The organism is Corallococcus sp. bb12-1, from assembly GCF_026626765.1.
In the GTDB taxonomy this organism is placed as follows: domain Bacteria; phylum Myxococcota; class Myxococcia; order Myxococcales; family Myxococcaceae; genus Corallococcus; species Corallococcus terminator.
This window is the reverse complement of record NZ_JAPNJZ010000031.1, coordinates 134152-156820: the sequence shown is the minus strand read 5'-3', so window position 1 is coordinate 156820 and position 22669 is coordinate 134152. Positions and strand designations below refer to the sequence as shown.

Sequence of the window (22669 nt, the reverse complement as noted above, 5' to 3'; positions counted from 1 at the left end):
CACCTCATGAATCCCTCGACCGCGGGCTCCCAGATTGGCCAGCCCAACACGACGGCCATCGTCTTCTTCCTCATCTTCGTCAGCATCACGCTGGCCATCACCTACTGGGCCGCGCGCCGCACCAAGACGACCTCCGAGTTCTTCGCCGCCGGCGGCAACATCAGCGCGGTGCAGAACGGCTTCGCGCTCGCGGGCGACTTCATGAGCGCCGCGAGCTTCCTGGGCATCGCGGGGCTCGTCGCCACGTCCGGGTTCGACGGGCTCATCTATTCGGTGGGCTGGCTGGTGGGCTGGCCGGTGGTGACGTTCCTCATCGCGGAGCCCCTGCGAAACCTGGGCAAGTACACCTTCGCGGACGCGGTGGCCTACCGGCTGAAGCAGACCCCGGTGCGCCTGTCCGCCGCGGTGGGCACGCTCACCGTCGTCGTCTTCTATCTGATTGCCCAGATGGTGGGCGCGGGCAACCTCATCCACCTGCTCTTCGGCCTCTCGTATGAGATGGCCGTGGTCATCGTGGGCGCGGTGATGATCCTCTACGTGCTGTTCGGCGGGATGATCGCCACGACGTGGGTGCAGATCGTGAAGGCGGTGCTGCTGCTGGGCGGAGCGTCCGCGCTGGCGGTGGCGGTGCTGTGGAAGTTCGGCATGAACCCCGCGGCGCTCTTCAACGAGGCGGCGAAGATGTACGGGCCGGAGGTGCTGGCCCCGGGCAAGCTGGTGTCAAACCCGCTGGAGACCATCTCCCTGGGCGTGGCGCTGATGTTCGGCACGGCGGGCCTGCCGCACATCCTGATGCGCTTCTACACGGTGCCCAACGCGAAGGCGGCGCGCACGAGCGTGTTCTACGCCACGGGCCTCATCGGCTTCTTCTACCTGGTGACGTTCGTGCTGGGCTTCGGCGCAGCGGTGCTGGTGGGCCGGCAGGGCATCACGGCGGTGGACAAGGGCGGCAACATGGCGGCGCCCATGCTCGCGGAGGTGGTGGGCGGCACGGGCTTCCTGGGCTTCATCGCCGCGGTGTCCTTCGCCACCATTCTCGCGGTCGTCGCGGGCCTGACGCTGTCGGGCGCGGCGGCGCTGTCCCACGACCTGTGGTCGCACGTGGTGCGCAAGGGCCACGCGCCGGAGAGCGAACAGCTCAAGGTGGCGCGACTGGCGAGCCTGCTCCTGGGCGTGCTGGCCATCATCCTGGGCGTCGTGTTCAAGGGGCAGAACGTGGCCTTCATGGTGGGCCTGGCGTTCGCCATCGCGGCGAGCGCGAACTTCCCGGCGCTGCTCTTGTCCATGATGTGGAAGGGCTTCACCACGCGCGGCGCGGTGGCGAGCATGTTGACGGGCGCCTTCAGCGCGGTGCTGCTCATCTTCCTGTCGCCCACGGTGCAGGTGGAGTTGCTGGGGCATGCGTCGGCGCCCTTCCCGCTGAAGAACCCGGGGCTCGTGACGATTCCGCTGTCGTTCTTCGTGGGATGGATTGTGTCGCTGGTGTGGCCGGAGCCGGAGGCGTCGCGGCGGTTCGCGGAGGTGCAGCACCGCATGCACGTGGGCGCGCTGGTTGCGCCCCCGATGGTGACGCCGCCCGGCGTGGCCGGCTCGGTGCCGCCCGGCATCCCGGAGGCTCCGCACAAGGTTTGAAGGTTGCTCGGCGGTCCTCCACGGTTTCTTCCTCGACGTGGGGGACAGGGACGGAACCCGGGTGTTTCCAAAGGGGCCCGGGTTCCGTCCTCTCTTCTTCCAAGGCAGAAGCGCTACTTCCCCCGAGTGAGCGGAAGCACGTCCTGCACGAGTCGGACGAGCACCTTGCCGGGCTCCTCCTCGTGCACCATGTGGGCGGAGTCCTCGAACCAGACGAGCTTCTTCGAGGGCGCCTGGAGGGTGTCGTACCAGGGCTCGATGAGGCGCGCGGACGTGGTGAGGTCATGCCGTCCGTGAAAGAAGAACACCGGGCAGGCGAAGCGCTTCACCGGCGTGAAGTCCACCTGGGAGATGGCGCCCCAGAGCGCCACGAAGCTCGCGTCCAGGCCTTCATCCCGCGCCTGGAGGTCCTTCTCCGTGACGTCCGGGCTGAAGCGCCAGACCTCCGCGCCGTGCCAGCTCCGGTCTCGCCAGTTGTAGCTCTCATAGCGGGACAGCCACCGGCGCTCCTTCGGCAGGCTCGCCAGTTGGCGCGCGGCGTCCTTCGGATCCGGAAAGGGCGCGAGCGCTTCCAGCTCCGCGACGGCCTTCGCGTTTCCATCCGCGCGAGCCGCCTGGAGCGTGGCCTCGTAGCCCAGCGCTTCGTTCCGGGGGATGTCCACGACCTGGCCGATGCCGACATAGGCGTCGAACCACTCCGGATGGCGCTGCGCGAGCTTCACCCCGAGCACGGTGCCCCAACTGTGTCCCACGAGCACGATGCGCTTCTTGCCGTAGGTCTTGCGCAGGTAGCCCACCACCTCCTCGGCGTCGGCCACCATGCGGTCCACGGTCAGGGTGGGGCGCACCTTGTCCGGGGCGTTGAGCGCGTGCGTCCTTCCCGCGCCCCGCTGATCCCAGTGCGCGACGGTGAAGAACTCCTCCCATTCGCCCTGGTAGAAGTACGCGGACGGCAGGGACGTGAAGCCCGGGCCTCCGTGCAGGAAGAGCAGCAGCGGGTTGTCGCGGTGGCGGCCCCGGACTGAAATCCACTGGTCGATGCCCCCGATGCGGACCGCCTCCGCCTTCTCGATGCCGTCCGGGAGCACGCTGCGGCGCGCCTCGCGCATGACGGCCTGGGGCGTGGGGGGAGCTTGCTCCGCGGTGGCCGTGCCGGCGCTCAGCGCGAGGCCCAGCCCCAGCAGGCAGAGGGGGGCGCGCTTCGGGATGTCTTTCAGGGTCCGCATGTCACCTGAACGGACGGAGTCCGCGCCGATTGCCGTGGGAACGTCAGGGCATGGAGCGCAGTTGCTGCTGGAGATCCCGTAGCGGTTTTTGATCGGACCGGATGCGTCCACGCAGGGGGACATCCAGGTCCACGAGGGTGAACATCACGGCGGTGAGGATCACCACGAAGATGAGCCAGGGAATGCCGCCCCGATTGCGCGTATCCGGCCGGAAGCCCAGGAGCATCGCCGAGCCGAGCATCCCGACGAGCAGCAGGGCGAAGATGGTGTTCGGAATGATGTTGCGGGCTGACGCCAGGCGCTCCTCGGAGACATCAATCAGGTCGTTGAGGGCCTCGGTGGAGAGGGTCAGGACCGCGGTCGGGGTCTGTGGCGCCACGCCTTTCAGCAGGGACCAGAGCTCGTCCTGGAGCGCATTCGATTCCTGGAGCAGCTGCTCGAAGAGCTCCGGCTCCCCCGCGGCCTCGTAGCCCTCCAGCCGGATGTCGGTGTAACGGCGCAACCGGGTCCGCATCTCGCCGCGCGTGGGTTCGGGGAAGAAGTCCGTGCGCAGGTAGAACGTGCCAATCGCGTTCGCCTCCTTGACGACGAGGTCGCGGCGCAGCGTGTACCGGTCAGAAGCCATGGAGAAGGAGAAGGCGAGCAGGAGCGCCACCAGGCCGAGCACCGAAGCCTGAAGCGCCGACACGTCGTCCATCCCTGACTTGCGGTGGCTGAGCCAATAGCCGGCTTCCAGGCTCAGATAGAGCAGGGCCAGCACCCCCATGGCGAGCCCCCACGTAGGCATCATTTCGACGATTCGCATTGCGCCGGAAAGCCTCCGCTCCACGGAAATGGAAGCCAGGAACGGTGGACCCGGGAGCCGGTGACGGCAACGCGCCCGCGGGTCCAGGACCAGGGAGGGTCGTGAACGTTCCGGCGCGAAACCGCCCTCCCTGGGACGTGGCTCCACCATCCTCGACGGAGGGAGGATTGCGCCTAAGCTGCGCGGCCGTGAACCGGCCTTCCGAGCAGAGCCCCGTGGGCGGCTTCCGCGCCCGCCTGCACACCGTCATCTTCGAAGCGGATACCCCGGCGGGAAAGGCCTTCGACGTGGCCCTGCTGTGGGCCATCGTGTTCAGCGTGGCCGCGGTGATGCTGGAGAGCGTGTCGCAGGTGCGCACGCACCACAGTCACGCGCTGCACGTGGCCGAGTGGGTCTTCACCGTGCTCTTCGCGCTGGAGTACGTGCTGCGGCTCATCGCGGTGCGCCGGCCCATGCACTACGCGCGCAGCTTCTTCGGCATCGTGGACCTGATGGCGCTGTTGCCGTCGTTCCTGAGCGTGTTCTTCCCCGGCGCGCAGACGCTGCTGGTGGTGCGCGTGCTGCGCCTGCTGCGCGTCTTCCGCATCCTCAAGCTGGGGCACCTGCTGGGGCAGGCGGAGGTGCTGATGACCGCGCTGCGCGCCAGCCGCCCGAAGATCATCGTCTTCCTGGGCACGGTGCTGAGCATCGACGTCATCATGGGCGCGCTCATGTACATGGTGGAGGGCGAGGCGAACGGCTTCGACAGCATTCCCCGGTCCATGTACTGGGCCATCGTGACGATGACGACGGTGGGCTTTGGCGACATCACGCCCAAGACGGTCACCGGGCAGTTCCTCGCGTCCATCCTGATGGTGATGGGCTACGGCATCATCGCGGTGCCCACGGGCATCGTGTCGGTGGAGCTGGCTGCCGCCACGCGTCAGCACGTGGACACCCAGGCCTGCCCGGGCTGTGGCGCACAGGGTCATGACCCGGATGCGCGCTTCTGCAAGCGGTGTGGGACGGCCCTGGATTGGACCCCGCCCAGCACCGAAGGTGAAACTGGCTAGGATGGACGGGCATGGCCCGCTCCATCGACACGCCCGAGGTGGACGAGGAGCTGCTGGTCCACCAGTTCCCCGGCATCAACCGCAAGGCGGTGGGCGCGTTCTACACGCCCGCGCCCATCGTGGAGCGCACCCTGGCGCTCGCGCTGGCGCACGTGGGCTCCAGCCTGCTCACGGTAGTGGACCCGGCCTGTGGCGCGGGAGCGTTCCTCGCGGCGGCGGCGCGGCACCGGCCGGACGCGAGGCTGTGCGGCCTGGAGCTGGACGCGGGGGTCGCGCGCCTGTGTCAGGCCCGGGTGCCCGGCGCGGACGTGCGCGTGGGAGATGCGCTGCGAGGAGGCCTGGAGCCCCTGCTCGCGGGGACACCGGAGGGGCACGCCGAATTATGGGTGGGAAATCCGCCCTACAACGGCACGTCGTCGGTGCTGAAGGACGCGGACGCCTATGCACGCTTGAGGGCCCTGGTGCCCCTGGCGATGCCGCACGGCACCAGCCTGCGGGATGACTTCGCCTTCTTCCTGCTCGTCGCCATGAAGCGCCTGGCGACCCGGCCGGGGGCGCTGGCCTTCATCACGCCCGCGAGCCTGCTGGAGTCGTTCATCTACGCGCCGCTGCGCCGCGCGCTGCTGGATGCGCTGCACCTGCGCGAGGTGGTGGACCTGGGGCCGGGCATCTTCACGGGCACGCAGGTGCGCACGTGCATCACGGTGTGGACATCACGGTCCGGAAGCGAGGCCCCGCCCCCGCGCTACGAGCACAAGGGCGTGGGCCAGTGCTTCACGCCGGAGCCCCCCGAGTGGCGGCTGTCCCCCATCGCCCAGGAGGCCGCCGTGCTGGACGCGGACTGGCGAGCGCGGGGCGAGCTGCTCACCACGCTCATCCCGGTGAGCCTGCCCGGGGTGAAGACGCGCTTCGACGAGCTGTTGGTGGACGCGGACGCGGAGCGGCTGGTCGCGCGCCTGCGGGCCTTCGCCGCCGCGACGGACGCCACGCTGGAGGACTTCGCTCGGGAGTTTGGAATGGAGCCGGGGCTGTTGCCCAAGCTGCGGGCGTTGAAGCAGGGCCCGGCGCTGGAGGTGGACGCCTGTCACGTGCGGCCGTTCTTCCGCTACGGAGGAGCACGGCACCGGGGCGCGCTGCCGCCCGGAGCGAAGGCGTTCTGCTACCTGGACCGGCGGTTGATTCCACGCGGGGACCACCGGCTGCGCGGTCCGTATGATCCGCACCAGGACGCGGTGAAGCTGCTCTTCAATGTGAGGGAGCTGCCCCTGTCCGCGGCGCTGCTGGAGGAGCCCGGCTGCGTGCACGACCACCGGCACGCGAGGTTCGCGCCGCTGTACGTGCCCCAGCGGGTGCGGGACGAGGGCCTGGGCATCACCCGGAGCGCCGAGTCATGCGAGGAGCTGGGCCCGAGGGTGCCCAACCTGTCCCCCCGAGGCCAGGCCTGGGCCGAGACGCTGGGAGGGCCGGAGGCGGCGTTCCGCGCGGTGATGCGCTTCCTGAACGGAGCGCCGGTGCAGCGGGTGTGGGCGCCCGCGTTCGGCGCGTCCCGGGTGGTGCCGGTGCCGCTGGAGGGAAGCCTGCCGGAGTGATGACTCCCCATCACCCGACGCGTGGGAGCCTGGACATTCTCCTGCGAGGCAGCCGGGTGGAAGGTAGTGTCGCGGCGTTTCGTAACCCTCCCTCCTGGAGCCTTGGACCCCATGAAGATTCGCGCCCTGCTGATTGCCGCTGCCCTGACCACCACGCCCGCCCTGGCCCAGGATGCGGGGACTCCGGCCGCCATGGCGCCGGCTCCGGCGGCGACGGAAGCGGCCAAGAAGCCCGCGCCCAAGCCGGGCGAGATGGCGAAGGCGACGCTGAAGGACGCCCAGGGCAAGGACGTGGGCACGGTGACGTTCGAGCAGGCGCCGACGGGCGTGCTGGTGAAGGGCACGCTGATGAACCTGCCCGCGGGCGAGCACGCCATCCACATCCACGAGACGGGCAAGTGCGAGGCCCCGGACTTCAAGACGGCGGGCGGGCACTTCAACCCGACGAAGAAGGCGCACGGCGTGCTGGCGGCGAAGGGCAAGCACGAGGGCGACCTGCCGAACCTCTACGTCCCGGCGGACGGCAAGGTGCAGTTCGACTTCTTCGCCCAGGGCCTCAAGGTGAAGTCGATGTTCGACAAGGACGGCTCCGCCGTCGTCGTGCACGCCACCAAGGACGACTACCACACCGACCCCGCCGGTGACGCCGGCGGACGCATCGCCTGCGGTCTGGCGGAGAAGCCGTAGTCACGAATCGTGCGCAACACGGCGCCGGGTCCCAGGCTCACGGGACCGGGCGCCCCGCCTCACACGTACCCGAACCGCCGGCGCGCGAACCACTCCGCGCCGAGCAGGGCGATGAGCGCCACGAGGTAGTACCAGCGGTCCCACAGCGGCTGGTCCTTCGCGCGCCCCACCTCCACCACCGGCGGATCCAACAGCGGCACGTCCGGCATCCCGTCCTGCGGCAGCTTGTACGCCTTGCCCTCGGTGATGCTGGCGATCTGCTCCATCAACTGCGGCCGCACCGACGCGTCCGAAAGCTCCGGGCCCACCGCGCGCACCGCCACCGCGTCCTCGCCCTTGCCCAGGTCCGTCTCGCCCTTCTTCGCCGACGCGAGCAGTTTGTACGGCCCCGGTGCCGGCGGCGCGAACTCCAGCCGCACCACACCGTCCGCGCCCGTGGCCCCCGTCTGCACCGCCACCGGCTTCTGCGTCGCCACCGAGAACAGCTCCACCCGCACCTGCGCGTCCTGCGCCGGCTGGTAGTCCGCCATCCGCGCCTGAACCACCACGCCCACCGGACGCCCCGGCTCCACCGACGGAGGATCCGCCGTCACCTTCAGCGTCGTCAGGTCCGGGTCGCGCACCAGCCACCGCAGGGCATTGCCCCAGAAGCGGTCATATGCCCGGTTCGGCGAGCCATCCCGGTGCGCCGTGAACGCCCACGACCACGTCGCGTCCGTCGCCACCACCATCGCCCGCCCCCGCCCGTAGTCCCACACCGACACCAGCGGCGCGTTCTTCCCATCCACCGTCACGAACGGGTGGTCCATCAGCACCGTCGCGCCCTGCCGCGCCCGCGTCAGGTTCGCGCCCGGAATCGGCGCCAGCTCTCCCCACGTGCCTTCGGTGCTCGCCGCGCCCGTCCCAATCGACGTCACCGGATGCCGCAGGCCCTCCGGCGTGAGCCTCGGCTTGAAGGGCTCTGGGTTCGCCGGCCCCGCGGCCTCCACCGGCAGCGCCTCCATCAGCGTGGGCATGCTGGCGCGGCCTTCGCCCAGCACGCTGTCGCCACCAATCATCACGAACGCGCCGCCCTCGTGGATGTAGCGCTCCAGGTTGCGCTCGTACTCCGCGATGGACAGCGAAGGATCCGAGTAACCGAAGTTCTGGAAGATGACGACGTCGAACGTGTGCAGCTTCGTGTCGAAGATCTCCTCCATCGGGAACGGGATGAGCGACAACTCGCGCTCGTTCGTCACCCCCGGATCATCCGACAGCGTGCGCAGGATGTAGAACGACACTAGGTCCACGTTCGCGTCCTGCTTGAGCAGCCCGCGCAGGAACCGCTCGTCCCACGACGGCCGGCCCACCACCAGCAGCACGCGCACCCGGTCGCGGATCACCTTCAGCGTGAACGAACGGCTGTTGTTCTCGCTCACGGCCTCATCCGGGAACGTGGGCACCGTCACGGTGTAGACAAACCGCCCCGTCTGGTCCGGCGTGAAGGTGAAGGACACCGGCTTCACGTCGTCGGCGGTCGTCATCCGCACCAGCTTGTTCGCGACCGTCTTGCCCTCCTGGCTGAGCACCACCGGGATGTCCTGGCCCGCGAAGCCCCGTCCGTGGATCTCCACCTCCACCGTGAGCGAGTTCCTCACGAAGGCGAAGTCGTCCACCTTCAAGCCCTCCACCGCCAGGTCCTTCAGCGCCTCCTGCCCCACCAGGAACGTGGACACCGGCACGCCCAGGTCCGTCAGCGCCGCCCGCGCCCGCCCCACCGCCCCGGCCTTCAATTCCGCGTTGTCCGCGCCGTCGCTGAACAGCAGCACGCCAGACAGCTTGCGCGACCCCTGCCCCGCCGCCGAAGCGGACCGCAGCGCCGCGAGCAGGTCCGTCGTCCCCGCCCGCGCGGGCTCGCTGCCCAACTGCGCGGGAGTCACCGGGGCCAATTCCGGATCCACCCCGTACACCTCCACCGTGAAGCGGTCCTGCCAGGACGCGAACGTCGGCGCGGCCTTCTCCAGGAACGCCGCCACCTGCGCGCTTCGCGTGGGCCCGCCCGGCTCCGACGGGAAGTTCATGGACGCCGAGCGGTCCACCAGCACCGCCACCCGGTTCTTCATCCGCGCCACCTGCAGGTGCCGGATGCCGGGCTCCAGGAGGAAGAAGAACGCCGCCAGGCCCGCGCCCAGGCGCAGGCCCCACAGCAGCAGCCGCCGGCCGCGCGAAGGCTCCCGGCGCACGCCCCAGGCCGCCAGCGCGATGCCCGCGACGAGCCCCACCGCCAACAACACCAGCGCCCACACCGGCAGGGGCGAAAGGCTGACGAGCTTCCACGCGTTGAAGGACGGGGAGTTCATTCGGTCGCGCGCCAGGGTCCTTCAGCGCCGCTTGTTGAGGATGAGGGGCAGGTGCACCGCGTCGTCCTTGTAGTCCAGACACAGCGCGTACATGCACAGGTTGATGCCCAGGCGGATCGCCAGCTCGCGCTGCGGCTCGCCGCCGGGGGACACGTCGAACTCGTAGTCGCCGGACTCGCTGCGGCTCCACGCGCCCGCCACGTCGTTCTGCGAATAGATGATCGCCGCCCGCTTGCCCACGCTCGCCACCAGCGGCAGCGGCTTGTGCAACAGCCGCCCGGGCGCCGCGTCCAGCAGGAAGAAGGACTTGAAGACGACGTGCGTCCCCGGCGTCTCCTTCAGCGGGTTCTGCGGCAGCACCCGCGCCATCTCCCGCCGGAAGCTCGCGTCGAAGCCGTCCCCGTCGCTGCCGTCGTTGGCGTCGCCGAACACGAAGCCGCCGTACGTGAGGTAGCGGCGCAGGTTCGTCACCTCCGCGTCCGTCAGCGGAGGGAAGGCCCCGTCCCCTCCGAAGTACAGGAAGGGGTATTCGAAAAGGTCCTGGCTGCTGAGCGCGAACGGGCGCGCGTCCGGCACCACCTCCACGGACGTGCGGCGCTGAAGCTCCCACGCGAGCCGCCGCAGGCCGGACAGCCGACCGTCCCAGCGGCCTCCGTGCCGGGCCACGGCGGGGATGAACCGGCTCTTCTCGCCAAAGGCGGACGCACGCCGGGACAGCAGCGGGACGAGCGCGGACGTGGCGAGCAGGAGGCTTCGACGGGACAGGGACCGCACGGGCATGGAGACGTGCTTATACCGTCGGCGGGTGTCCACATTCCCTGGTATAGACGCGCGCCATGGCGAAAGGCGGACAGACGCCCTCAGGGCCCAGCGCCCCCGGCTCCGATGAAGTGCGCGCGGCCTGGGCCCGCAAGGACGCCGGAGACGTCGTGGGGGCCCGCAAGGACGCCCGGCGCATCCTGGCCCAGTCCCCCTCCCCCGAAGACCGTGAGCAGGCGGAGGACCTCCTGCGCGCCACCGCCACGCCCCGCGCCCTCTATGGCTTCGCCCTGCTGGGCGCCGTCATCCTGGCCGTCCTGCTGGGGCTCGCGCTGACCCGCTATTCCTAGCGGCCATTGTCGGTAGGATGACGTTCCATGGAAGGCTTCCTCCAGGCGCTCAAGTCCTACCAGACCTTCAACCCCTCCGGCTGGGTGGGCATCTACCGGCTCCTGCCCATGTGGGCCGGCGTCGTGCTCGCGGCCGTGGGCATGGTGCTGCTGCTCGCGGGCGGAGGCCGGATGTTCCGCCTGGTCGCGGGCCCGGTGGGCGCGGTGCTGGGCCTCGTGTGGACGGGCGCCCTCACCCAGAAGCTGGGGATGATGGACCTGGATCCGCGCCTGCCCACCTTCGTGGCCGCGGGGCTGATGGCGGTGGGCTTCCTCTTTCCGCACGCCGTCACCTTCGTGGGCGTGGGCGTGCCCCTGGGCCTCGTCGCGGGGCAGGTCGCCGGACAGAACGACTTCCTGCTCGGCTTCGGACCGGGCTTCATCGTGGGCGGCATCGCGGGCGCCCTCCTGCACCGGCAGGTGAGCAGCATCGTCGCCTCCGCGGTGGGCGCGTGGCTGCTGGTGATTGGCGCGCTCGCGGCGCTGCACCAGTTCGGCGGCGTGGTGGAGGCCGTGGCCAGCCGTCCCTGGGGCGTCATCATCGCCGCCCTGCTCTTCGCCCTGGCCGGCAGCGTCTACCAGCTCGCCGTGCGCCCCACGCCCGAGGAGTCGGATCAAAAGGGTGCCGAGCGCGAGAAGCAGAAGCTGCGCCAGGCGGAGCAGCGGGCGCTCGAGAAGCGGTGGGGGGTCAAGTAGTCCCCGCCCGGCAATCCTTTACGCCGGGGGGGCCGGGGCGTACATTCCGCCGCCATTTCCCCCGGAGTTCCCCGAGCATCGATGGGCCAGGCCAGCCGCAAGGACAAGGAGAAGCAGGTCGAGTCCCCCACGGCGGAGCCCCTGCCGCCCTCCCCCGGGGCCTCCCCCGCCGAGGCGTGGCAGAAGCCCGCCGGGCTCACCCGCAAGGGCTGGGCCGTCCTGGCCGGCATCGTCGTCCTCATCCAGTTCCCGCTCATCCACTACGCGCTCTTCCGGGGCCAGGCGGACATCACCGCCACCGTCCCCTACGCGCAGTCCTTCAACGACCCGGCCATCGTCGCCCGCGACTTCTTCTCCACGGGCGCCTTCTGGCGCGTGACGAACGGGGAGCTGCTGGGCCCCGCGCCCAAGAACAACCCGCTGTGGCTCCAGGCCGTGCTGCCGGACGACGTGGCGGTGGAGTTCGACGTGCGCCCGGAGTACCCGGACGGCGACATCCGCGTGGAGCTGTTCGGCAACGGACGCGACCCGGCCTCTGGCTACGTGCTGGTGCAGGGCGGGTGGAACAACAGCCTGTCCGTCATCGCCCGGCGTGACATCAACGCGCCTTCGCTGGACGCGCTCCAGCGCCGCGCGGCCCGCGTCGCGGAGAAGGGCGGCGGCCAGGGCGCGGACCTCGTCGCCACCGGCGTCTTCAAGAAGGACACCGCCATGCGCGTGGAGTCCCGCGTGGGCGCCCCCGTGCAGTCCGGCCGCGTGTACCACTGGCGCATCGAACGGAGAGGCAACGTCCTCAAGTGGGCCATCGACGGCACGCTCGTGGCGGAGCTGGACGACCCGTTCCCCTTCAAGGGCAAGGGCCACGACCGGCTGGGCCTGTCCGGCTGGGAGTCGCAGTTGTTCTTCGACAACCTGCGCATCGGCACGCCGGACTCCATGCCCGCCACCGCCATGAAGCAGGAGCCCGTCCTGCCCGCGGGCCCGTCCGAGGACGACTTCAACCGCGCCACCATTGGCGACGCGTGGAACGTGACGAACCCCGGCGCCGTGAAGATTGAAGACGGCGCGCTGGTGGTGCAGGGCGTGGGCAACCGCCCCATGTGGCTCAAGAAGCCCCTGCCGCAGAACGCCTCCATCGAATTCGACGCCTGGGCCGACAGCGCCGAGGGCGACATGAAGGTGGAGGCCTGGGGTGACGGCCGCTCCTTCTACGCGGGCGACCCGCGCCTGCAGTACACCGCCACCGGCTACGTCTTCATCTTCGGCGGCTGGCGCAACACCCAGTCCATCATCGCCCGCCAGCACGAGCACACCAACGACCGCGCCGTGCGCGACGGCGCCGTGGTCACCCCCGGGCAGCGCTACCACTTCCGCATCACCCGGCGGGATGGACTCCTGTCGTGGGAAGTGGACGGCAAGCCCTTCCTGTCCCTCCAGGACGCCTCCCCCCTCCAAGGCCCGCGCAACCAGTACTTCGGTTTCTCGGGCTGGCAGACGCGCGTCCACTTCGACAACCTCAAGATCCAGCCGCTGTAGTCTTCCCCCGGCGGCGAAGGAAACACCCGTGCGCAGAGTCGGAATCTTCGGCTGGGGCGTGGTTGCCCCGCGTTCCCCCAACATCGAGGCGTTCGCGAAGAACCTCGAGTCCTCCGAGACCTGGCTGACCCCCTTCAACGGCTTCGGTCCGGACAACTTCCTCGTCGGCAACCCCACCTTCAACCTGGCCGACTACAAGCCGTGGATCGACGCGCGCTTTCCCGGCAGCCGCTTCTCCCAGCTCGAGCGGAAGATGGGGCAGCCCACGCAGTACGCCATCGGCGCCTTCATCCAGTCGCTGTCGCAGAACCCCGGCATCGAGAAGGAGCTCCAGGACCTGGGCGCGCGCGCGCACGTCTACGTGGGCACCGGCCTGGGCGACCTGCCCACCATCCAGAACATCTCCCTGGACCTCTACCGCGCCCAGCGCCGGTGGGACCGCTTCTGGGCCAGCCCCGAACACAACAGCGCCGTGCGCGCGTGGCGCGAGACGCGCGAAGCCCTGCCCGGCATGCCCCCGGAGCCCTCCACCATCGAAGAGGTGGAGCGCGACAAGGCGGAGGACGACTGGTGGCACTTCTGGGCCGGCCGCTCGCCGGAGCTGCGCGAGTACCTGGAGGAGCTGCGCGAGATTGAAGCCATGGGCGTGCCCGACGAGGGCGACGTGGAGTCCGCCAAGCTCGCCGTCATCAAGGAGAAGCGCACGCGCAACGCGCGCCTCCAGAAGAAGTGGAGCTCTCCGGAGCCGCCCTGGAACGCGGTGTCCTCCAACGTGCTGTGGAACATCCACAACACGCCCGCCTCTCAGGTGTCCATGCTGGGGCAGATTACCGGCATGACGTTCGCGCCCGTGGCCGCGTGCTCGTCGTTCGGCTACGGCCTGAAGCTCGCGATGAACTCCATCCGCCTGGGCGAGGCCAAGGCGGTGGTGCTGGGCATGACGGACGCGGCGCCCAACCCCCTGGTGGTGGGCGGCTTCTACAACGCGCGCGTCATCTCCGCGGACGCCGCCGTGTCCAAGCCCCTCACCGCGCTGCGCGGCACGCACATCGCCGGAGGCGCGGTGGTGTGGGTGGTGGGCGACTACGAGCACTTCACCCAAAAGGGCTACAAGGCGCTGGGCCTGGAGCCCGTCGCGGTGGGCGTCACCGCGGACGCCGACCACATCATCACCCCGTCCAAGGAAGGCCCCACGCTGGCCATCCGCGAGGCGCTCGCCTCCGCCGGCTGCGAGCCCAAGGACGTGGGCAACTGGGACCTGCACGCCACCGCCACCCCGGGCGACTTCCTGGAGGTGCAGAACCTGCGCGACGTGCTGCCCGACTCGGTGCTCATCACCGCGCGCAAGGGCACCTTCGGCCACGGCATGTCCGCGGGCGGCGGCTGGGAGCTCACGGCGCAGTACCTGGGCGCTGAAAAGGGCAAGGTCTACCCCACGCCCCTGGCGGCCCCGGAGCTGAACAAGCAGATCGCCAAGGTGCACAAGCACTTCGTGTTCGACCACGAGGAGCCGGCGCCCGAGGGGTGCTCGGGCAAGCTGTCCATGGGCGTGGGCGGCATCAACGCCTGCATCATCTCCCGGCCCTGGAAGTAGCGGCCGGGAGGTGTCGCGCAAGCCCGGGGGCTGCTTTCAGCCCTTGGGCACCGCCACCATGTCGAAGTCCGGGATGCGCTCGCGCATGAACTCGCGCATCCGGTTGATGAGGGCCGCTTCAATCTGCCGGGCCCGCTCGCGGCTGACGCCGTACTTGTCTCCGATGTCCTGGAGCGTGAGCGGTTCGTCCGCGGTGAGGCGGTTTTCGAAGATGTAGCGCTCCTTGCCCTCCAGCGTCAGGGCGAAGGCGTTCAGGTTCTCCCGGAAGAGGGCCTTGAGCTGTTCGCTTCCCAGGCGCTCGTCGGCGGGCACCGCGGTGGACGACAGGTAGCGGTCCGCGCGCGTGGCGCCCGAATCCCCGTCGTTGCCCAGCGGCGCGTCGATGGACAGCTCGTCGTGCCCCAGCCGCTGGTCCATCTCCACGACGTCCTGCTCGGTGACGTTGAGGCGCTCGGCCAGCAGGCGCGGGCTGGCCTCGAAGCCCTGGGAGATGAGCTTCTCCTGCTCCTGGCGCAGCTTGAAGAAGAGCTTTCGCTGGGCCTCGGTGGTCCCCAGCTTCACCATCTTCCAGTTGTCCATGATGTAGCGGAGGATGTACGCGCGGATCCACCAGGCGGCGTAGCTGCTGAGCTTCACGCCCCGGTCCGGGTCGTACTTCTTCACCGCCTGCATCAGCCCGATGTTGCCCTCCTGCACCAGGTCCAGCAGTGCCAGCGGGTTGCGGTGGTACTCATGCGCCAGCTTCACCACCAACCTCAGGTTGGAGGCCACCAGCCGGTAGGCCGCCCGCACGTCCCCCGTGGCCTGGTAGTCCTTGGCCAGCTGATGCTCCTCCTCGCGGGTGAGCAGCGGGTGGCGCGTCACCTCGGCCATGTAGGCCTGGAGGGGGTCCCGGTTGGTGAGGGCGGACGCGCTCTCCGCGCGCACCAGGGCCGCCTTCGCCGGCGCCCGGGGGGCGACACGGGGCGCGGGTTCCTCGATTTCCGCGTCTGCTTCGTTCAGTTCCGACAGCTGCGGCTCCAGGGAGTCCGGATCCAGGGCTTCGCCCTCATCGGCGTCCACCCCGGCCTCCTCCCGGGCGGCGTCCGGGCGGGCGGGGGCCGACGCCCGCTTCGCGCGGGCCTTGGGGGCCGGATTATTGGTTCTCTTCCTCCCATTCGCCATGCGCGCTCCATACCCCAAAGTGCCGCGATTGTTGCCAGAGGGTAATGCAGGGGCTATGCCCATGCCTGATGAGCGACATCCAAGAGCCCACGCCGGGAGCCCCGGCGCCTGACGAAGCCCCGACGCGTCCCGGCGATTACATCGCGGACATCGGCTTCGACGACATGAACCTCTCCGAGCCCCTCCGCCGCGCGCTGGCGGAGCGCGGCTACACCCACCCCACCCCCGTCCAGGCCAAGGCCTTCGGTCCCGCGATGGCGGGCAAGGACCTCATCGTCCGCAGCAAGACGGGAACGGGCAAGACGGCCGCGTTCGGCCTGCCCCTGCTGGAGAAGATTCCCGCGGACGAGAAGCGCGTGCGCGCCCTCATCCTCTGCCCCACGCGCGAGCTGGCGCTGCAGGTGGCGGAGGAGCTCACCACGCTCGCCAAGTACAAGGGCGTGAAGGTGGCGGCCATCTACGGCGGCGCCTCCATGAAGCAGCAGGAGGACGCGCTGGAAGAGGGCACGCCCATCATCGTGGGCACCCCCGGCCGCGTCTTCGACCACATCAACCGCGGCAACCTGAAGCTGGACGCCTGCGACCACGCCATCCTCGACGAAGCCGACGAGATGCTGAACCAGGGCTTCTACGAGGAGGTCACGCGGATCCTCGACCGTCTTCCGAAGACGCGCCAGGTGCTGCTCTTCAGCGCCACCGTCCCCACGGACATCCAGAACCTCATCGCGCGCTACACGACGAACGCGGAGACGCTGTTGCTTTCCGGCGACGTCTTCACGGTGGAGCACATCCACCACATCCGCTACGACGTGTCGGATCAGTTCCCCAAGCCGCGCAACCTCATCTACATCCTGGAGAAGGAAGAGCCCTCCAACGCCATCATCTTCTGCAACACGCGGGATGACACGGCGCTGGTGACGGCGGTGCTCAACCGCAACGGCTTCGACGCGGAATTGCTCAACGGAGACCTGCCGCAGAAGGAGCGCGAGCGGGTGATGGGCAAGGTGAAGCGCGGCGAGGTGGCCTTCATGGTCGCCACGGACATCGCGGCGCGCGGCATCGACATCTCCGGGCTCGAGTACGTCATCAACTACTCGCTGCCGGAAGACCCGGCCGTGTACCTGCACCGCGTGGGCCGCACCGGCCGCATCGGCAACAAGGGCACCGCCATCAACCTCTTCTCCGGGCGCGAGCTGGCGACGTTCTCCGTGCTGGAGAAGAAGTTCGGCATCAAGTTCGAGATGCGCGAGATGCCGGCCCCGGAAGAGGCCATGCACCTGTGGACCGAGCGCCACGTGCGCGAGATCCGCGAGGCGACGGGCAACAGCATCTTCGAGGGCTTCCTGCCCCTGGCGTCGCAGCTCAAGACGCGCAGCGACGCGGACGACCTCATCGCGTTCCTCATCAAGTACTTCTTCAGCCACCTGCGCATGGAGAAGGCACAGGCCGCCGGCGAGACGGAGAAGCGCGAGCCGGTGAAGCCCCTGGAGCGCCGGGGCAAGGACCGCGAGCGTGAGCGCGAGCGTCCTCCCCGCCGCGAGGACCGGGGTGAGCGCACGGAGCGTCCCGCCCCGCGCGCGGAGTCCGCGGAGCGTGAGCGCCGTCCGCGCCGCGACGAGCCCCGCCGCGAGGACCGGGGTGAGCGCAGCCGTGGCGCACCGACGTCGTCCGCCGCGCTGGAGCCGGGCCCGGGCGAGGTGAAGCTCTGGGTGAACCTGGGAACCGCCGACGGCCTGGGGCCGGGCAGCATCGCCACGGCGATGGAGGACGCGGGCGCCCCGGTGGGCAAGATGGTGCGCGCTGAATTGCGCCCCACGTTCGCGTACGTGTTCGTCGCGGAGGCCGACTCGCCGGGCTTCGAGGCCCTCAACGGCAAGCAGCACGGCAGCAAGACGCTGCGCGTGGAGAAGAGCAAGCCGCGCAGCGAGCGCGACGTCACCAGCACCCGCCCTCCCCCGTCCCCGGACGCGGCCCCCGGCGAGGTGAAGCTCTGGGTGAACCTGGGCATGGACGACGGCATGGACGAGGCGAAGCTGCCCGCCACGCTGGAGTCGCTGGGCGCCCCGGGCGGCAAGGTCATCAAGGCCCTCACCCGCGCCACCTACGGCTACGTCTACGTGCCGGAGGCGGAGGCCCCGGGCTTCGAGGCCCTCAATGGCAAGACGCACGCCGACAAGGCGCTGAAGCTGGAGCGGCACCGTCCGCGCGGCCAGCGTGAGGAGCGCCGGCCCCGCCACGAGTCCCTGCCGGACCTCCCCGGTCAGGCACGCCTCTGGGTGGGCCTGGGCCGTCAGGAAGGCCTGGACGAGGCGGGCGTCACCGCCGCGCTGGAGGCCGCGGGCGCTCCGGCGGGCAAGGTGCTGCGCACCGACCTGCGTCCCACGTACGCGTACGTCTTCGTCGCGGAAGAGGACGTGGCGGGCTTCGAGGCCACCCAAGGCAAGCCTCACGGCGAGAACAAGACGCTGAAGGTCGAGCGCGCGAAGCGGAAGTAGTCCCCTTCGTCGGTGCCTTCCAGGGCGCCGCGCCTTCCGAAAGCGGAAGGCGCGGCGCTTCAGGAAGGCACCTTCCTCCTGCGGGCCCGGTGGTAGTGCGCGGTGCACAGCCCCCGGGCCAGCACGGGCCGGCCGCAGTCCGGTTCGGTGCAGGAGGCGGCAGTGTGCCCCTGGGACGGGGGGCATGCGGCGTCAGGCCCGCCGCTGAACATCGCGTCCGCCACGGCCAGGAGGCGGTCCACGTCTCCCCGGCCCAGTCCCCGCACCCGAACCCACTCCACCAGCCGATGAGCCCCCGCGTCCTCCGCGTCCTCCAACCGGAACAGCTCCCAGAGCGGCAGCTCCAGGGCGGCCGCGACCTGGAGGAGCGTGTCGTAGCTGGGGTTGCGCTCGCCGCGCTCCAGCAGCGACACGAAGCTCACGGAGATGGCGCAGCGTTCGGCGAACTCCTCCTGCGTGAGGCCGCGCCGCTCGCGCAGCGTGCGGATCCGCCGCGCCAGTCCCTGGAGCGAGCCACTTGCGTCGCTTGGGGGCGGAGAGCCGGGGCGCATGGACGCACCCATCGTAGCGCACCCCTTCTGTTATGGTTTTCCGACCAGGAGCCAGCCCCCACATGAACGCCGTCGACGGCACCAACTACTACTTCCGCAAGGCCGCGCGGGTGATGGACGTGGGCACGCCCATCGAAACGCTCCTGGCCACGCCCCTGCGCGAGGTGAAGGTGCAGGTGTCCATCGAGATGGACTCCGGGGAGATCCGCACGTTCCTGGGCTACCGCATCCAGCACGACAACAGCCGCGGCCCCATGAAGGGCGGCCTGCGCTACCACCCCGCCCTGGACCAGGACGAGTGCGTGTCGCTCGCGTCGCTGATGACGTGGAAGACCGCCGTGGTGAACGTGCCCTACGGCGGCGCCAAGGGCGGCGTGGCGTGCGACCCGTCGCAGATGAGCCTCAAGGAAGTGGAGCGGCTCACGCGCAAGTTCGTGGATCAGATTCAAGACGTCATCGGGCCCACGCGCGACATCCCCGCGCCCGACGTCAACACCAACCCCCAGGTGATGGCGTGGGTGATGGACCAGTACTCGCGCTACCACGGGCACTCGCCCGCGGTGGTGACGGGCAAGCCCCTGGAGCTGTACGGCTCCAAGGGCCGCGAGGCCGCCACCGGCCGGGGCCTCTTGTACGTGTGCCGTGAAATCCTGCGCGACCTGGGCCTGCCGGTGAAGGGCACGCGCTTCGCCATCCAGGGCTTCGGCAACGTGGGCAGCCACATCGCGCAGCTCATCTGGGGCGACGGCGGCGTCGTCGTGGCCGCGTCCGACGTGCTGGGCGGCATGTACAACCCGCTGGGCCTGGACGTGCCGTCGCTCTTCGAGCACGTCAAGCGCACCGGCACCGTCACCGGCTTCAGCGGTGGCACGCCGTGCAGCAACGAGGACGTGCTCGCGGCGGACTGCGAGGTGCTCATCCCCGCCGCCCTGGGCCATGTGCTCACCCGCGACAACGCCAATAGCGTGAGAGCCCGCCTGGTGGTGGAGGGCGCCAACGGCCCCACCCAGCCGGAGGCGGACGACCTGTTGGAGAAGCGCGGCATCTTCGTGGTGCCGGACATCCTCGCCAGCGCGGGCGGCGTCACGGTCAGCTACCTGGAGTGGGTGCAGAACCTCCAGCACGTCTCCTGGGAAGAGGACCGCGTCAACGCGGAGCTGGAGAAGACGATGAAGGAGGCCTACGACCGGGTGGCGCAGATTGCCCGCTCCCGGAAGGTCTCCATGCGGACGGCCGCCTACATCCTGGCCATTGGCCGGGTGGGCAAGGCCACCGTGCTGCGCGGCATCTGACGCGGGCCCGCGGCTGCGGAAATTGCTTCGGGCGCCAACATCCTAGCGCGCCCGCTGCCGCATCGCGTCCAGGCAGGCGTCGGGCCCCGCGTCGCTTCCGTGCGGGGCCGGCATCCGCTACACGGCCGGGCATGATGGTCACCCTGCAGGACATCCAGACGGCCCGCGAACGGCTGCGCTCGGCGCTGCGCCCCACGCCGTGCCCCGCGTCGGACTACTTCACCGAGAAGACGGACTGCGCGGTGGTGTACTTCAAGCTGGAGAACCTCCAGCGGACCGGCGCCTTCAAGGAGCGCGGCGCGCTCAACAAGCTGCTCACGCTCACGCCGGAGGAAAGGCAGCGCGGCGTCATCGCGGCCTCCGCCGGCAACCACGCGCAGGGCGTGGCGTACCACGCGCGACGGCTGGGCATCCGCGCCACCATCGTGATGCCGGAGCGCACGCCGCTCATCAAGGTGACGCGCACGCGGGATGACTACGGCGCGCGCGTGGTGCTCAAGGGCGCCAACTTCGACGAGGCCTACGCGGAGGCGCTGCGCATCCAGCAGGCGGAGGACCTGGTCTTTGTCCACCCGTTCAACGACCTGCACGTCATCGCGGGTCAGGGCACGCTGGGCCTGGAGCTGTTGGAGCAGTGCCCCGACCTGGAGCTGGTGCTGGTGCCGGTGGGCGGCGGCGGACTGATTTCCGGCGTGGCCGTAGCCCTCAAGGAGACGAACCCGCGCATCCAGGTGGTGGGCGTGCAGGCCTCCACCATCGCCAGCATGAAGGCGTCGCTGGACGCGGGGGTCCGCACGGAGCTCACGGCCGCGGGCACCACCATCGCGGACGGCATCGCGGTGAAGATTCCGGGCGACATCACCTTCGAGCACGTGCGCAAGTACGTGGACGCGGTGGTGACGGTGGATGAAGAGGAGATCGCCGCCGCCATCCTGCTGATGCTGGAGCAGGAGAAGACGGTGGCCGAGGGCGCGGGCGCAGCGGGGCTGGCCGCGCTGCTCAACGGGAAGGTGCCGCAGGCGAAGGGCAAGCGCGTCGCCATCATCGTGGGCGGTGGCAACATCGACATGAACGTCATCAGCCGCATCATCGAGCGGGGCCTCGTGAAGGCGGGCCGCCTGGTGCAGTTGGAGGTCCGGCTGCCGGACCGGCCGGGCATGCTGGCGCGGCTCACCACTCAAATCGCCCAGATGCGCGCCAACGTCGTGGACCTGCACCACGACCGCGCCTTCTCCAAGGCGGGCCTGGGCGAGGCCACGGTGGAGGTGATGCTGGAGACCACCGGACACGCCCACATCCAGGAGCTGATGGCGTCCCTGGAGGCCCAGGGCTGGCAGGTCGCCCGGACGTAGTCCAAGGGAGCAGGGAGCTTGCACGCCCGAGCGCGGCTTCGGCGATACTGGGGATTCCATGAACACGCCCCTCATCGCCCTGTTGCTGCTCGCCGCCGCCCCTCCGCCGCAGAAGGCCAAGGAGCTGGCCGCCCAGAAGCAATGGGAGGAGCTGTATCTGGCGTACGCGGCGGCGTCCCCTTCCGACTATCCGGAGGCGGAGCGGCCGACGGTCGCGGCTCCGCTGCTCAAGGGATGTGAGGCCCTGCTCGCGGAGGACGCGGTGATGGCGTACTCGCTGGGTGAGCGCGCCGTGGCCTTCCAGGAGACGGCCGGCGCCCTGCGGTGCCTGGCGAAGTCGGCGCTGAAGACGGATCAGCGCGCGTCCGCGGAAGAGGCGCTGCGAAAGGGCCTGGAGCACTTCCCCAAGGACGGCGCGTTCGGGCTGGAGCTGGGACGACTGCTGCTCCAGGACGAGGACACGACGGCGGCCATCGCCACGCTGGAGAAGGTCCCCGCGAAGGCGAAGGAGGCGAAGGAGGCGCGCAAGCTGATCCAGAACGCGCGCGCGAAGGTGGCGGAGGCCGGGGCGGCGCGAGGCGAGGTGGAGCGCCTGGAGCGGCGGCTGAACGGCGAGGAGGACACGCGCACCGCGAAGGGCACGCAGGGGGACGGTGAGGTGCGCTCGGCGAGCCTCAGCTACGAGTCCAGCGTGGGCAAGGACGGCATGCGCGTGCGCTCCAACCGGCGCTTCGCCATCCGCTACTTCAACAGCGATCGCGACTTCGGCCAGCGCGCCGAGTACGAGGGACAGGTCGTCGCCGCGCTGGAGGAGGCGTTTGATTTCACGTTGCAGACGCTGGGCCGGGCACGCGAGCGGCAACTGGATGTGGTGCTCTACACGCGCGATGAGTTCCGCACGCACATGGGGGCCACCTTCGCGGCGCGGGTCGCCGGGTTGTACGTCGACAACGCCATCCGCATGAACGACGCGGCGCAGCTGACGGCCGGGACGAAGGGCACGTTGGTGCACGAGTATGTGCACGCGGCGCTGGATGAGATCTGCCCGAAAGGCGGCATCGGCCTGCCCCGCTGGTTCAACGAAGGCACGGCCTCGTACCTGGAGTGGCGCTACATGAAGCAGGATGGCCCTCCGCGCGGCCTCCGGGACCGGATGCGCTCGGCGGCGAAGCAGGGCGTGCTGCCGCAGATGGGGCAGATGAACTCGCGGGCGCCCATGAGCATGAACGATCCCGAAGTGGCCTACGCCGCCTCCGCCCTGGCCGTGCAGGAGCTGGTGCGGCTGGGCGGGATGGAGAAGCTGCTGGGCTTCATCCAGTCGGTGGACGGGGCTGTCTCCTTCGAGGCCCTCCTCCAGTCCACCTATCAGCGGGACTTCGAGGCCCTGGACAAGGCGGTCCTCACCGCCCTCTCGGGGAGGTAGCGGCCGGTCGGGCGTGGCGGATTGGTTTACCCCCTGGCGGGAGTCCCCTACACTCGCGACCCTCCAAGATTTTCGCTGCGGCGGTCCC

The 22669-nt window shown here is 69.9% G+C and carries 18 protein-coding genes; 12 read left to right on the top strand and 6 right to left on the bottom strand.

The genetic code is table 11. The features are described 5' to 3' along the window. Positions 1 to 6 precede the first annotated feature (6 nt). Positions 7 to 1632, top strand: a complete 1626-nt coding sequence (locus OV208_RS38080) for a sodium:solute symporter family transporter (RefSeq protein ID WP_267578861.1) — start codon at positions 7 to 9, stop codon at positions 1630 to 1632. A gap of 113 nt (positions 1633 to 1745) precedes the next feature. Here OV208_RS38080 and OV208_RS38075 read toward each other — a convergent pair whose 3' ends face one another. Next, a complete protein-coding gene (locus OV208_RS38075; RefSeq protein ID WP_267578860.1) occupies positions 1746 to 2858 on the bottom strand; it encodes an alpha/beta fold hydrolase in 1113 nt (370 codons plus the stop codon). A gap of 43 nt (positions 2859 to 2901) precedes the next feature. Continuing rightward, positions 2902 to 3663 (bottom strand): hypothetical protein, encoded by a 762-nt coding sequence (locus tag OV208_RS38070; RefSeq protein ID WP_267578859.1) that lies wholly within the window; start codon positions 3661 to 3663, stop codon positions 2902 to 2904. 188 nt (positions 3664 to 3851) lie between these two features. Between OV208_RS38070 and OV208_RS38065 the strand changes: the two genes are divergently transcribed. From OV208_RS38065 to OV208_RS38055, 3 genes are all read left to right on the top strand, one after another. Continuing rightward, positions 3852 to 4715: an ion transporter gene (locus OV208_RS38065; protein ID WP_267578858.1), complete on the top strand. Its 864-nt coding sequence runs from the start codon at positions 3852 to 3854 to the stop codon at positions 4713 to 4715. Positions 4716 to 4726: 11 nt separating this feature from the next. Next, positions 4727 to 6304, top strand: coding sequence for an N-6 DNA methylase (locus OV208_RS38060; protein WP_267578857.1), 1578 nt, complete (start codon positions 4727 to 4729; stop codon positions 6302 to 6304). Positions 6305 to 6415: 111 nt separating this feature from the next. Next, positions 6416 to 6991 (top strand): superoxide dismutase family protein, encoded by a 576-nt coding sequence (locus OV208_RS38055; RefSeq protein ID WP_267578856.1) that lies wholly within the window; start codon positions 6416 to 6418, stop codon positions 6989 to 6991. 59 nt (positions 6992 to 7050) lie between these two features. On the opposite strand, the gene OV208_RS38050 is transcribed toward OV208_RS38055, so the two are convergent. Both OV208_RS38050 and OV208_RS38045 read right to left on the bottom strand, forming a co-directional pair. Next, positions 7051 to 9330, bottom strand: coding sequence for a glutamine amidotransferase (locus OV208_RS38050; RefSeq protein WP_267578855.1), 2280 nt, complete (start codon positions 9328 to 9330; stop codon positions 7051 to 7053). Between the two features lie 21 nt (positions 9331 to 9351). Then, positions 9352 to 10110 carry a DUF4159 domain-containing protein gene (locus tag OV208_RS38045; RefSeq protein ID WP_120540724.1) on the bottom strand — a complete coding sequence of 253 codons (759 nt, stop codon included), beginning with the start codon at positions 10108 to 10110 and terminating at the stop codon, positions 9352 to 9354. Between the two features lie 56 nt (positions 10111 to 10166). On the opposite strand from OV208_RS38045, the gene OV208_RS38040 reads away from it, so the two are divergent. The 4 genes from OV208_RS38040 (at position 10167) to OV208_RS38025 (ending at position 14304) form a co-directional block, all read left to right on the top strand. Then, the gene (locus tag OV208_RS38040; RefSeq protein ID WP_267578854.1) at positions 10167 to 10439 is read left to right on the top strand and encodes a molecular chaperone DnaJ; all 273 of its coding nucleotides are present in this window, start codon (positions 10167 to 10169) and stop codon (positions 10437 to 10439) included. Positions 10440 to 10466: 27 nt separating this feature from the next. Beyond that, a complete protein-coding gene (locus OV208_RS38035; protein ID WP_267578853.1) occupies positions 10467 to 11174 on the top strand; it encodes a hypothetical protein in 708 nt (235 codons plus the stop codon). 81 nt (positions 11175 to 11255) lie between these two features. Further along, complete coding sequence (locus tag OV208_RS38030; protein WP_267578852.1) at positions 11256 to 12710, top strand: hypothetical protein; 1455 nt, start codon at positions 11256 to 11258, stop codon at positions 12708 to 12710. Between the two features lie 28 nt (positions 12711 to 12738). Continuing rightward, positions 12739 to 14304, top strand: coding sequence for a beta-ketoacyl synthase N-terminal-like domain-containing protein (locus OV208_RS38025; protein WP_267578851.1), 1566 nt, complete (start codon positions 12739 to 12741; stop codon positions 14302 to 14304). Positions 14305 to 14340: 36 nt separating this feature from the next. On the opposite strand, the gene OV208_RS38020 is transcribed toward OV208_RS38025, so the two are convergent. After that, the gene (locus OV208_RS38020) at positions 14341 to 15468 is read right to left on the bottom strand and encodes a sigma-70 family RNA polymerase sigma factor (RefSeq protein ID WP_267578850.1); all 1128 of its coding nucleotides are present in this window, start codon (positions 15466 to 15468) and stop codon (positions 14341 to 14343) included. A gap of 68 nt (positions 15469 to 15536) precedes the next feature. On the opposite strand from OV208_RS38020, the gene OV208_RS38015 reads away from it, so the two are divergent. After that, positions 15537 to 17963: a DEAD/DEAH box helicase gene (locus OV208_RS38015; protein ID WP_267578849.1), complete on the top strand. Its 2427-nt coding sequence runs from the start codon at positions 15537 to 15539 to the stop codon at positions 17961 to 17963. Positions 17964 to 18022: 59 nt separating this feature from the next. Here OV208_RS38015 and OV208_RS38010 read toward each other — a convergent pair whose 3' ends face one another. Next, positions 18023 to 18514: a helix-turn-helix domain-containing protein gene (locus OV208_RS38010; protein WP_267578848.1), complete on the bottom strand. Its 492-nt coding sequence runs from the start codon at positions 18512 to 18514 to the stop codon at positions 18023 to 18025. A gap of 62 nt (positions 18515 to 18576) precedes the next feature. Here OV208_RS38010 and OV208_RS38005 point away from each other — a divergent pair, with 62 nt between their 5' ends. The 3 genes from OV208_RS38005 (at position 18577) to OV208_RS37995 (ending at position 22581) form a co-directional block, all read left to right on the top strand. Further along, on the top strand, positions 18577 to 19806 hold the full coding sequence (locus OV208_RS38005) for a Glu/Leu/Phe/Val family dehydrogenase (RefSeq protein ID WP_120543922.1): 1230 nt from the start codon (positions 18577 to 18579) through the stop codon (positions 19804 to 19806). Positions 19807 to 19940: 134 nt separating this feature from the next. Beyond that, a complete protein-coding gene (locus tag OV208_RS38000) occupies positions 19941 to 21158 on the top strand; it encodes a threonine ammonia-lyase (protein WP_267578883.1) in 1218 nt (405 codons plus the stop codon). A 58-nt stretch (positions 21159 to 21216) separates the two neighbouring features. Further along, positions 21217 to 22581: a tetratricopeptide repeat protein gene (locus OV208_RS37995; protein WP_267578847.1), complete on the top strand. Its 1365-nt coding sequence runs from the start codon at positions 21217 to 21219 to the stop codon at positions 22579 to 22581. Positions 22582 to 22669: the final 88 nt, after the last annotated feature.